Source organism: Curtobacterium sp. MCBA15_001 (assembly GCF_001864835.1).
Classification (GTDB): Bacteria; Actinomycetota; Actinomycetes; order Actinomycetales; family Microbacteriaceae; genus Curtobacterium.
Genome location: NZ_MJGI01000022.1, coordinates 158,365 through 170,356 on the forward strand (window position 1 = coordinate 158,365; position 11,992 = coordinate 170,356).

Below are 11,992 nucleotides of genomic sequence, written 5' to 3' on the forward strand. Positions count from 1 at the left end.
GTGCTGGACCCATGACGATCACGAACACCCGCCGCCTGCGCGGCACCATCGGTTCCCTGGCCGTCCTCGCTGCGGTCCCGTTCCTGCTGGTCGCGTGTTCGGGGCAACCGGACGCCGACGGTGCCCTGCGCGCCGATGCCGGCATCGGTGCGCAGTGGGGTGCGTGCATGCGTGATGCCGGCTTCGACGTGACGGACCCGGACGACGCCGCCGTGCAGGCCGGTGTGGCGAAGGTCCCCGCCGGCGCCGACCAGGCCGCGTTCCAAGCGGCTGCAGCTTCCTGCGCGCAGCACGCCGGCGTCACGGGTGCCAGCAGCGCCCAGCGGGACCGGTGGGAGCGCGAGTACGCGGCCGTCGCGAGCTGCGTCCGGGAACACGGCTACGCGGACCTCCCGGAACAGCAGCCGGGCAGCATCACCGTCGAGGGCTACCCGCGCGCCGAGGAGCCGGCCTTCGAGCAGGTCATGGACGACTGCATGGCGGAGTACTCGCCCGACACGAAGCCGATCGGCGGCTGAGAGCGACCACGGCACCCCGCCGAGACGCCGCCGCCACCTGCGCCACCACCTCCATCGCCGACCTCTCCACGAACGGAAGCCACCATCATGACCACCCGCACCACGGACACCTCCCCCGCCAGCACCCGCAGGCGGACCCGGTTCGCCGTCGCCGTCGCCGCACTGCTGCTCGCGCCAGCGATCCTGACCGCCTGCTCCTCGGACCAGCCCGACAGTGCGCCGTCGCCCGAGCGTGACACTGCATCCGCGTTCTTCTCGTGCATGCGGGACAAGGGCTACGACGTTCCTGATCCGACGGCCGACCAGAAGAGTGTCTCGCTCGAGGTCCCGGACGGTGTGGACCCGTTGCAGTACCGGGACGACATGGCGGGGTGCGCGAAGAGCAGCGGTGCTGGCGACGGGGCGGCGCAGCCCCTGCCGGGTGCGGGCAAGGAGTGGGAGAAGACGGTGTCGTGCGTCCGCGAGCACGGCTTCCCCGACTTCCCGGACGACATGGACGCGGCCGCGTCGTTCGCGCCCGCCGACACCAGCACCTACGAGGACGTGCTGGAGACGTGCTCGACCGGCGAGGCCGCTGATGCCTCGGGCGCCGAATGAGCACCGGGACCCGACGGCGCAGCATCGTCGTGAGCGCCTGTCTCGTCGCGGCACTCGGCGCCGGAGCCGGCATCTGGGCCGTCGTCGACCAGCCCGAACGGTCGTCGGCGAGCACCACGCACGACCAGGCCTACACGGGCCCGACCGCGACGGTCGACAAGGGCGACCTCACCGACTCGAAGGTCTTCGCGGGGACGCTCGGCTACGGCGCACCGACCGGTCTCACCGGCGCAGCGCAGGGGACACTCACGTGGTTGCCGACGCCCGGCGACGTGATCGGTCGTGACGCACCGCTGTACGCGGTCGACGAGCGCCCCGTGCGGTCGATGCACGGCACGATCCCGCTCTGGCGCTCGCTGGAGCGGGGGCTCAAGGGCGGCGACGTCCGGCAGCTCAACGAGAACCTGGCGGCGCTCGGCTACGACGTCGGGCTCGACGAGACGTTCGGTCCGCGGACCCAGCGCGCCGTCAAGCGGTGGCAGAAGGCGCGCGGCCAGGAGACGACGGGCGTGCTCACCGCGAACGACATCGCGTTCGTGGCCGGCGACGTCCGGGTCGCCTCCGTCGGGCTCGCGCTCGGGCAGCCGGCGTCGGGCGAGGTCCTCCAGCTGACGAGCACGAAGCGGATCGTCGTCGCCACCGTGTCACAGCGTGAGGCCGAACGCCTGGCCGTCGGGACGTCGGTGTCGGTACGCATCAACGGCGCCGGCGAGCCGATGCCCGGGCAGGTCACCGACGTCACGCCGAACACGTCCGACGACGGGGGCGCCAAGGTCGACGTGTCCGTGTCCTTCGACGCGGGGGACCGACAGCTGCCGGCTGCCGCATCGGCCCAGATCGACGCCCAGGGCACGACCGAACAGGGCGTGCTCTCGGTCCCGGTCGCGGCGCTCGCGGCCGGTCCGGGCGGGAAGTACTCCGTCGACGTCGTCGGGAAGGACGGCACCCGGAAGCGCGTCGCCGTCGTACCGGGCTTCACCGCGGACGGCCGCGTGGCGGTCACGGGCGAGCTGTCGGCAGGCGACCGCGTCGTGGTGCCGTCGTGAGCGCGCACGCCGTCGTGAACGCATCGAACGTCGTCCTGACGCTCGACGCGGTCACGAAGACCTACGGTGACGTCGGCGCGCTCCGCGGGGTGTCGCTCTCTGTCGCCGCAGGGGAGCTCGCCGCGGTCGTCGGTCCGTCGGGATCGGGCAAGTCGACGATGCTCAACATCATCGGCACGCTCGACCGGCCGACGTCGGGCACGGTGGCGATCACCGGCCACGACGTCGCGACGATGCGCGACGACGCCCTCGCCCTGCTGCGCGCCCAGCACGTCGGGTTCGTGTTCCAGCACTTCCACCTGCAGTCCGGCGCGACCGCAGCCGAGAACGTCGCCGACGGCCTGCTCTACGCGGGCGTCGGCCGTCGCGAACGGCACCGCCGCGCCGTCGTCGCGCTGGGTCGGGTGGGGCTCGGACACCGCACCGACCACCGGCCGCACCAGCTGTCGGGCGGCGAGAAACAGCGTGTGGCCATCGCGCGCGCCATCGTGGGCGATCCGACGATCCTGCTCGCCGACGAGCCCACCGGCGCACTCGACACCGCCTCGGGGGTGCTGCGATCCTGGAGTTGCTGCGTGAACTCAACGCCGCCGGGACGACGGTCCTCGTGATCACCCATGACCTGGAACTCGCGGCGTCCCTGCCACGGCAGATCCGGATGCGCGACGGCCTGGTCGAGCACGACTCGGCCGGGTCGGCCGCGGGAGCCGTGGACGCCGCCGGACTCGCGGACGCCATCCGAGGTGCACGGTGAGCGCGCGGAAGACCCTCGGCGCGCCGGACCTGCTCCGGCTCGGGGTGTTCGGGCTGCGGACCCGTCCGGGCCGTGTCGTGCTGTCGGCGCTCGGGATCGCGATCGGCATCGCCGCGATGATCGCCGTGGTGGGCATCTCGTCGTCGAGCAAGGCGAAGCTCGACCAGGTGCTCGACTCACTCGGCACGAACGTCCTCACCGCCACCAAGGCGGAGGGGTTCGGCGAGACGCCGCCGCTGCCGGACACGGCGTACGACTCCGTCCGGCGGCAGCAGGTCGTCGAGCACGCGGCTGCCGTCGGCGCCGTCAAGGAGAGCCCCGTGTACCGGACCCCGTTCATCCCGGCGCCGGAGACGAAGGGCATCGGGGTCATGGCCGGCTGGGGCGACGTCCCCGGGGTGCTGGGCGGGTCGGTTGCCTCGGGGCGCTGGCTCGACACCGGTGCGGACGCGCCGCCACAGGTCGTGCTCGGGTCGGATGCTGCGGCGGCGCTGGGGATCGACCGGGTCGGGGCGGACAGCCGGGTCTGGTTGGGCGGTCGGTGGGTCCAGGTGGTCGGGACGCTGCGCCCGCTGCAGCTCGCCGAGGACCTCGACAACCAGGTCTTCGTGCCGGGGTCCCTGGCCGAGGAGCTCGGCTTCGACGGTGCGCCGACCGCGGTCTACACCCGGGTCGACCCCGACCGGGTGGAACAGGCCCGCGACGTGCTCGCGGGCGCGATCCGACCGGGTGCTCCGCAGGACGTGGGGGTCACCCGTCCGTCCGATGCGCTGGCGGCGAAGAACGCCACGGACGACTCGTTCACCGGCCTGCTGGTCGGGATCGGCGGTGTCGCGCTGCTGGTCGGCGGCATCGGCGTCGCGAACACCATGGTGATCACGGTGCTGGAGCGTCGCGCGGAGGTCGGGGTCCGTCGAGCGCTGGGTGCCCGGCGTCGGAACATCCGGGACCAGTTCCTCGTCGAGTCGCTGCTGTTGTCATTCGTCGGCGGCCTGGCCGGAGCGGTCATCGGCGTCGGCGTGACGGTGGTGTTCGCCGTGACCCAGGGGTGGCCCGTCGCGATCCCGGTCTGGGCGGTCGGCGGCGGACTCGGTGCGACCGTGGTCATCGGCGGGGTCTCCGGGTGGTACCCGGCGGCGCGCGCAGCGCGCATCCCACCGACGTCGGCGTTGGCCGCGGCCTGATCCGACGGTGACCGCCTGGAGGCCCGGTGCCGGTCCTCGAGACCGGCGCCGGGCCTCCAGGCGGTTGCGGTGATCGCCCGTTCGTGCGCCGCAGATGATTCCTGGTCATGACCAGTTCGTCAAGCATCGTCGTCGATCCGTTCCACATCCGTGATCCCCCGGAAGCACGCGGATCGAAAGTCTCCACAGGGACCGATCCAACGATTGACAAGGGCGCTGAGGAGGTGTTCTGTAGCGAATACGCAACGACCTTTCACAATGGTCGGACCAAGGGAGTCAACGTGACACGCACGCGATTCGCCGCACTCGGCGCGCTCGGCCTGGCAGCCGCGCTCGCCCTCGCCGGGTGCTCCGCCGGAAGCAACGGAGCTTCCGACAGCGGGACGAAGGCCATCGGCACACCCGACGGCAAGGGCAAGGCGCTCAACGTCTGGATCATGAACGGGGACCTCAGCCCGAAGATCCTGTCCGTGGCCGAGCAGCAGTTCACCAAGGCGACCGGGGCCAAGGTCAAGCTGCAGCTGCAGCAGTGGGACGGCATCACCACGAAGCTGACCACGGCGCTGGCGCAGAAGGACGCACCGGACATCGTCGACCTCGGCAACACCGACGTCCCGGTGTACGCGGCGACGGGTGGCCTGATGGACCTGACGCCGTACAAGAAGGAACTCGCCGACGGCCAGACCTGGCTCTCCGGGCTCGAGGGCCCCGCGACGGTCGACGGCAAGCTGTACGGCGCACCGCTCTTCGCCGGCAACCGCGCGGTCATCTACAACAAGAAGACCTGGGCGGACGCTGGTGTCACGAGCGCACCGACGTCGTACGCCGAGCTCACCGCCGACCTCGACAAGGTCAAGGCCGCGAACCCGGCAGCCGACTTCTCCGCGTTCTACATGCCCGGGCAGTACTGGTACGGCGGGCTGCAGTGGGTGTGGGACGCCGGCGGGCAGATCGCCACCGAGAAGGGCGGCAAGTGGAGCGGGGCCATCGACTCGGCCGACGCGGTCAAGGGCCTGACGGCGTGGAAGACGTTCCAGAACACGTACTCCGCCACCTCGACGCAGGACATCAACACCGACAAGCCGGCCGAGAGCGACGTCTTCGCCCAGGGCAACGCCTCGGCGATCCTCGGATCGGCATGGGAGATCGGGTCGATCACGACCGCGAAGCCCGAGCTCAAGGACCAGATCGGCACCTTCGCGCTGCCGTCGATGACCACGGGCAAGAACACGCCGGTGTTCCTCGGCGGGTCGGACCTCGGCATCCCGGCGAAGTCGGCGAACCAGGACCTGGCGCTGTACTACATGAAGATCCTCACCTCGAAGAAGTTCCAGGAGGACCAGGTCTTCGGCGTGGACGGCTGGGAGCCGAACTCGACACAGTTGCTGGACGCGGTGTCGAGCAAGGTCGACGAGCTGCACAAGCCGTACTTCGAAGCGGCCGCCACCAGCCGTCCGACGCCCGCGACCCCGGGCTGGGCGACTATCGAGGGTGACGCGAGCTTCCAGTCGATGTTCGCGGACATCGCCACCGGCCGGAAGTCGCCGAAGGAGTCGGCGACCGACTTCTCGCAGCACCTCACCTCGGCGCTCAACGCGAGTCTGTAGTCGATGACCTCGACCGCGGACACGGCGACCGGTCCGGCTTCGGCCGGGCCGGTCGCCGGCACGGGGCAGCCCCCCGTCGCCGTCCCGCCCCCTCCCGGTCGACCCGGGCGCGGGCTCCGTCCTCGTCGCCGGTCGGTGACGACCTCGCGTGCGCCACTGTTCCTACTGGCACCGGCGGCGCTCATCCTGCTCGCGCTGGTCGTCTACCCGCTGGTCCGGCTCGTCGTCATCTCGTTCCAGGAGTACGGGCTGCGGGCGATCTTCACCGGACAGGCGGGGTTCGCCGGACTGACGAACTACACGAACGTCCTGACCGACGGCAGCTTCTGGCCGGTGATCCTGCGCACGGTCGTCGTCACGGCGTCGATGGTGCTCGGGACGCTCGTCATCGGCATGGCGGTGTCGCAGCTGCTCACCCGCCTGGGCGTCGTGATGCGCACGGTCGTCAGCGTCGTGCTCGTGCTGGCGTGGGCGATGCCGAACGTGGCGTCGAGTCTGGTCTGGCAGTGGTTGTTCCAGCCGTTCTACGGCGTGCTCAACTGGCTCATCACGCAGCTGCGGGTGTTCGGCGACCACACGCAGGACAACTGGGCATCGCACCCGGCGCAGGCGTACACGATCGTGCTGACGCTGGTGATCTGGCAGGCGGTGCCCTTCGTCGCCCTGACGCTCTACGCCGCGCAGTCGCAGATCGCGCCGGAGTACTACGAGGCCGGTGCCCTCGACGGCGCCACGACGTGGGCCATGTACCGGGCGATCACGCTGCCGGCCCTCGCGCCGACGCTGCTGCTCGTCACGATCCTGTCGGTGATCTGGGACTTCAACGTGTTCAACCAGATCTGGCTGCTCACCCGGGGCGGCCCCGAGGACGCGACCCTGACGCTCGGCATCTGGACCTTCGTGAAGTCGTTCGTCTCGAACGCCTACGGCCAGGGTGCCGCGATCGCGGTCATCTCGACGGCGATCCTCGGCGTGCTCACCAGCTACTACATCCGCCGGCTCGTCCGTAGCGGGGAGGAGGACCTGTGACCGCCGTGGACCGTCAGGCCGTCGAGCAGCCGGTCGGCACGTCAGCCGCCCGTCGGCCGGTCGCGCTGAAGCCGCGCAAGCGGAAACCGCGTGTGCTCGCCAACACCCTGGCGGTGCTGTTCTGCCTGGTGTGGGTGTTCCCGATCTACTGGATGGTGAACACCGCCTTCAAGCCCGCGGACGAGGTCACGACGATGACCCCGATCTGGTTCCCGCTCCGGCCGACGCTCGAGAACTTCACGCGGGCGCTCACACAAGAGGGCTTCCTGGTCTACCTGCGCAACTCGGCGATCGTGGTGGTCGCCGCGGTGCTGCTGTCGATCGTGGTGGGGTTCCTGGCCTCGGCGGCGCTGTCGCGGTTCCGCTTCCGGGGGCGGCGGGCCATCCTGGTCGGGATCCTGTTCGTGCAGATGATCCCGTCTGGTGCCCTGCTCATCCCGCTGTTCCTGTCGTTCCAGACCCTGGGACTGCTGAACAGCTACATCGGGCTGATCCTGGCGTACGTCGCGAGCGTGCTGCCGTTCTCGATCTGGGTGATGCGCGGGTTCTTCGTCGCGGTCCCGATCGAGATCGAGGAAGCGGCCAAGACCGACGGCGCGGGGACGTTCCGCATCCTGTGGAGCGTGCTGTTCCCGCTCGTGCTGCCGGGCGTGATCGCGACGAGCGTGTTCGCGTTCATCGCCGCGTGGAACGACTACCTGACCGCGTACGTGATGCTGAAGGACCAGTCGATGTACACGCTGCCGGTGTGGTTGGCGGGCTTCTCGACCAACAAGGGCACGGACTTCGGCGGGCTGATGGCCGCGAGCGTGCTGTTCAGCCTGCCGGTGGTCGTGTTCTTCCTCATCGTGCAGCGCCGCCTGGTGTCGGGCATGACGGCCGGTGCGGTGAAGGGGTAGCTGCCGGGCGGCCATGGGGCCGCGCCGATGCGGGCGGGAGGCCCGGTGCCAGCTGGCACCGGGCCTCCCGTCCGTCGTGGTGCGGTTCCGGTGGGCCAAGGTGCGAACACACGCCGCTCACGTGCGCCGAGGTCGCACGAAGTGCCGCTCGGACACGTTCCGAGCGGCAGTTCGTGCGACTTCGGCGGCGTTCCGGCGGCGGGTCGTGCGACCTCGACGGATGGAAGAGGACAGCGAGTCGGCACGCAACGGTCTTCGGGTGTGTTGGTTTCGGGAAAGAACAGTTGCGAGCGTGTGGGTTTGCGGCGTATGGTGCTCGAAACCAACGGGAACGAAGGAGTTCGGGCATGTACGCAACGGAGCGTCACGACGCGATCGCCGCGCAGCTGCACAGCGCCGGCCGGGTCTCCGTCGCCGACCTCGCCGAGCACTTCGACGTCACGACCGAGACCGTGCGCCGCGACCTCGACCTGCTCGAGACCGCCGGTGTCCTGCGCCGCGTGCACGGGGGAGCGGTCCCCGTCGGACGGTCGAGCGTCGTCGAGCTGAGCGTCGCAGAGCGCGAGGGCCAGCACGGCTCCGCGAAGTCCGCGATCGCCCGGGCCGCGATGCGCCTGGTGCCCCCGACCTTCACCGGCTCGATCGCCCTCGACGCCGGCACGACCTGCGCCGCGGTCGCGTCCGAGCTCGCACGGTGGGAGCCCGCCGAGCCCGGGGCGACGATCACCGTCGTCACGAACTCCGTCCCGATCGCCGCGACCCTGCAGCACAGCGCCCACGTCGAACTGCACCTGCTCGGCGGCCGCGTGCGCGGGGTCACGAGCGCCGCGGTCGGCACGGCGACGGTCGAGCAGATCGGGGCGTTGCGCCCGGACATCGCGTTCGTCGGCACGAACGGGCTGTCCGCCGGCTTCGGCCTGAGCACACCGGACGAGTACGAGGCGGGGGTCAAGGGCGCGTACGTGCTCGCAGCCCGTCGCAGCGTGGTGCTCGCCGACGCCGCCAAGCACGGCGTCGAGGCCCTGATGCGCTTCGCCCGACTGGACGAGATCGACACGCTGGTCACCGACGACGAGCCCCCGGCGGACCTGTCCGTCGCCCTGGCCGACGCCGACGTCGAGGTGGTCGTCGCATGACCGACCACGGCACCACCGGTCAGTACGCCGCCGGGCGCATCGTCACCGTCACGCCGAACCCGAGCCTCGACCGGACGATCGAGCTGGCCGGTGAGCTGCAGCGCGGCACGGTCCAGCGCGCGACCCGGACCACGGCGGAGCCCGGCGGCAAGGGCGTCAACGTCTCGCGGGTCGTCGTCGCGAGCGGTGGCGACACCGTGGCCGTCCTGCCCGGCGACGAGCTCGACCCCGTCCTGCTCGGGCTCGCCACGCGCGGCATCCCGACCGCGGCGCTGCCGATCGGCGCCCCGCTGCGCTCGAACGTCACCGTCACCGAGCCGACCGGCACGACGACGAAGCTCAACGAGCCCGGACCCTCGCTCGCCGGACGCCTGCAGGACCTGGCCGACCTGGTCGCCACGACCGCCGGAGCCACCGCGACCGGTCCCGCCGCGCGCTGGGTGGTCCTGGCCGGGTCGCTGCCCCCGGGCCTGCCGGACGACGCCCTGGCCGTGCTGGTCCGCGCCGTCCGGGCACGCCACGGCGACGACGTGAAGATCGCGGTCGACTCGTCCGGCGTCCCCTTCACCGCGCTGCTGCAGTCCGGGGAACGGATCGACCTGGTGAAGCCGAACGCCGAGGAGCTCGCCGAGGTCGTCGGCGGGGACCCCGACGCGTACGAGCGCGACCACGTGCTGGCCGCCGAGGCCGCCGACCGACTCCGCGACCGCGGGGTCGAGAGCGTCCTGCTGACCCTCGGCAGCGCGGGAGCGGTCCTGATCGGCCCCGACGGCGCCTTCGCCGCGGCTGCCCCCCGGATCACGGCCCGCTCGACGGTCGGCGCGGGGGACTCCTCGCTCGCCGGCTACCTGCTCGCCGAGGTCGCCGGTGCCCCGCCGGAACAGCGGCTGGCCCAAGCCGTCGCCACCGGTGCCGCCGCCGCAGCCCTGCCCGGCAGCGACGTCCCCGCCCTCGACCACACCGACCCGGACGCCGTCACGGTCACCCGGATCGGTGCCACCGCCCCAGCCACTTCCGCCCCCGAAGCCAACCCCACACCCCGAACCCCCACTGCGTCACTGCAAAGGAGCACACCATGACCGCTGCGCGAGACTCGAGTCCGGGCCTGATCAGCGTCCCCCTCGTCGGCCTCGACGAGGACCTCGGCGCCACGTCGGCGGACGTCATCCGCGTCCTCGCCGACCGCGTCGCCGCGAGCGGCCGTGCGGCATCCGGCGAGAGCCTGGCTGCCGACGCCATCAAGCGCGAGGCATCGGTCGGCACCGGCGTCCCCGGTGGCATCGCCATCCCGCACGCCCGATCGGCCTCGGTCACCGAGCCCACGCTGGCGATGTCGCGCCTGGCCCGGAAGGTGCCGTTCGGTGCCCCGGACGGCGACGCCGACCTGGTCTTCATGATCGCCGTGCCCGAGGGCGCCGACAAGGACCACCTGACGGTGCTCTCCACCCTGGCCCGCGCGCTCATCCGCGACGACTTCACCGCCGCACTGCGCGCCGCGAAGACGCAGCAGGAGATCGTCGACCTGGTCGACCGCGAGGTGACCGGTGAGGTCGCCGACGCCGGCGTGACGGGCGCACCCCGAGCCTCCAACCCGGCCGCGTCGGCCACGGCGCCCGCCGCCGGCCGCAAGGTCATCGTCGGCGTCACCGCCTGTCCCACCGGCATCGCGCACACCTACATGGCTGCCGACGCCCTCGTCGCCGCCGCCCAGCGCGCCGGCGCCGAGATGCACGTCGAGACGCAGGGGTCCTCGCAGGTCGAGCCCCTCGACCCCGCGCTCATCGCCCGGGCCGACGCCGTGGTGTTCGCGGTCGACGTCGACGTGCGCGACCGCTCCCGTTTCGCCGGCAAGCCGCTCGTCTCCGGGCCGGTGAAGCGCGGCGTGGACGAGCCCGACGCGATGATCGCCGAGGCCCTCCGCGCCGCCGAGGACCCGAACGCCGCCCGCGTCTCCGGCTCCGCCGCCGAGGCCGGCACCAGCACCGCGTCGAACGAGCACTTCGGGCAGTCCCTCAAGCGCTGGCTGCTGACCGGTGTGTCGTACATGATCCCGTTCGTCGCCGGCGGTGGCCTGCTCATCGCGCTCGGGTTCCTGCTCGCCGGGTACGGCATCGCGCTGACGCACGGCGACTCCGGGCAGAACAACGCCGTCTACACGCTGACGAACTACACGCTGTTGAACCTGCCGCCGGAGGGCCTGGCGTACTACCTGGGCGCCGCCGCGTTCCAGATTGGCGGGATCTCGCTCGGCTTCCTGGTCGCAGCGCTCGCCGGGTACATCGCCTACGCCATGGCCGACCGTCCGGGCATCGCGCCCGGGTTCGTCGCCGGCTCGATCGCCGTCTTCATGAACGCCGGGTTCCTCGGCGGTCTCGTCGGTGGCCTCATCGCCGGTGCCGCCGCGTACTGGATCGGGCGCATCCCGGTCTGGCGCTGGCTGCGCGGCCTGATGCCCGTCGTGATCATCCCGCTCTTCGCGTCGATCATCGCGTCGGGGCTGCTGCTCCTGGTGCTCGGCGGCCCGATCGCGTGGCTCATGACGCAGCTCACCGCCTGGCTGAACTCGCTCAACGGTGCCTCGGCGGTCCTGCTCGGCATCATCCTCGGCCTGATGATGGCGTTCGACCTCGGTGGTCCGGTCAACAAGGTCGCCTACGCGTTCGCGGTCGCCGGCCTGGGTGCCGGGTCCGCCAGCAACGTCGTGCCGTTCGAGATCATGGCCGCGGTGATGGCCGCCGGCATGGTCCCGCCGCTGGCCCTGGCGCTGGCCTCGACCGTGCTCTACCGCAAGGGCTTCACGAAGCCCGAGCGGGAGAACGGCAAGGCCGCGTGGCTGCTCGGAGCGTCGTTCATCTCCGAGGGCGCGATCCCGTTCGCCGCGGCCGACCCGCTGCGGGTGATCCCGGCGTCGATGATCGGTGCCGCGGTCACGGGTGCGATCTCGATGGGTGCCGGCGTGACCTCGCGGGCGCCGCACGGTGGGATCTTCGTGTTCTTCGCGATCGGGAACATCGGGATGTTCATCGTGGCGATCCTGGCCGGCATGGTCGTGTCCGCGCTGGTGCTCGTCGGGCTGAAGAAGTGGGTGCGTCGGGCTCCTGCGGCTGACGCGGTCGCTGCGGAGCAGGCGGCCGTGGCCGGCGAGACGGTCGGGCAGCGCGCGCCGGTGGCGGCGTAGCGGTCCAGGTGGCGGACGTCACCCCGTGACGGACGGGAGGCCCG

The 11,992-nt window shown here is 71.5% G+C and carries 12 protein-coding genes; all 12 read left to right on the plus strand.

The window, feature by feature from the left end:
• Positions 1-11 precede the first annotated feature (11 nt).
• The 12 genes from BIU90_RS09270 to BIU90_RS09320 all read left to right on the plus strand — a co-directional run bounded on the left by BIU90_RS09270 (position 12) and on the right by BIU90_RS09320 (position 11,948).
• Positions 12-518: a hypothetical protein gene (locus tag BIU90_RS09270; protein WP_071299941.1), complete on the plus strand. Its 507-nt coding sequence runs from the start codon at positions 12-14 to the stop codon at positions 516-518.
• Positions 519-605: 87 nt separating this feature from the next.
• On the plus strand, positions 606-1,115 hold the full coding sequence (locus BIU90_RS09275) for a hypothetical protein (RefSeq protein ID WP_071299942.1): 510 nt from the start codon (positions 606-608) through the stop codon (positions 1,113-1,115).
• 29 nt (positions 1,116-1,144) lie between these two features.
• Positions 1,145-2,161 (plus strand): peptidoglycan-binding protein, encoded by a 1,017-nt coding sequence (locus BIU90_RS19180; RefSeq protein WP_175470175.1) that lies wholly within the window; start codon positions 1,145-1,147, stop codon positions 2,159-2,161.
• Positions 2,158-2,772, plus strand: coding sequence for an ABC transporter ATP-binding protein (locus BIU90_RS09285; protein ID WP_368086274.1), 615 nt, complete (start codon positions 2,158-2,160; stop codon positions 2,770-2,772). Before BIU90_RS19180 ends, BIU90_RS09285 begins: the two co-directional genes overlap by 4 nt.
• The gene (locus BIU90_RS19245; RefSeq protein ID WP_368086275.1) at positions 2,769-2,915 is read left to right on the plus strand and encodes a hypothetical protein; all 147 of its coding nucleotides are present in this window, start codon (positions 2,769-2,771) and stop codon (positions 2,913-2,915) included. The genes BIU90_RS09285 and BIU90_RS19245 overlap by 4 nt, the downstream gene beginning before the upstream one ends.
• Positions 2,912-4,099 (plus strand): ABC transporter permease, encoded by a 1,188-nt coding sequence (locus BIU90_RS09290; RefSeq protein WP_071299944.1) that lies wholly within the window; start codon positions 2,912-2,914, stop codon positions 4,097-4,099. Before BIU90_RS19245 ends, BIU90_RS09290 begins: the two co-directional genes overlap by 4 nt.
• Positions 4,100-4,380: 281 nt before the next feature.
• Positions 4,381-5,706 carry an extracellular solute-binding protein gene (locus BIU90_RS09295; RefSeq protein ID WP_071299945.1) on the plus strand — a complete coding sequence of 442 codons (1,326 nt, stop codon included), beginning with the start codon at positions 4,381-4,383 and terminating at the stop codon, positions 5,704-5,706.
• 3 nt (positions 5,707-5,709) lie between these two features.
• A complete protein-coding gene (locus BIU90_RS09300) occupies positions 5,710-6,735 on the plus strand; it encodes a carbohydrate ABC transporter permease (RefSeq protein ID WP_083403826.1) in 1,026 nt (341 codons plus the stop codon).
• Positions 6,732-7,634 (plus strand): carbohydrate ABC transporter permease, encoded by a 903-nt coding sequence (locus BIU90_RS09305; RefSeq protein ID WP_254786991.1) that lies wholly within the window; start codon positions 6,732-6,734, stop codon positions 7,632-7,634. The genes BIU90_RS09300 and BIU90_RS09305 overlap by 4 nt, the downstream gene beginning before the upstream one ends.
• 347 nt (positions 7,635-7,981) lie before the next feature.
• Positions 7,982-8,770, plus strand: coding sequence for a DeoR/GlpR family DNA-binding transcription regulator (locus BIU90_RS09310; RefSeq protein WP_071299947.1), 789 nt, complete (start codon positions 7,982-7,984; stop codon positions 8,768-8,770).
• Entirely contained in the window at positions 8,767-9,849 is a 1,083-nt protein-coding gene (locus BIU90_RS09315; protein ID WP_083403827.1) for a 1-phosphofructokinase family hexose kinase, read from the plus strand. The genes BIU90_RS09310 and BIU90_RS09315 overlap by 4 nt, the downstream gene beginning before the upstream one ends.
• Entirely contained in the window at positions 9,846-11,948 is a 2,103-nt protein-coding gene (locus tag BIU90_RS09320; RefSeq protein ID WP_071299948.1) for a fructose-specific PTS transporter subunit EIIC, read from the plus strand. The genes BIU90_RS09315 and BIU90_RS09320 overlap by 4 nt, the downstream gene beginning before the upstream one ends.
• Positions 11,949-11,992: the final 44 nt, after the last annotated feature.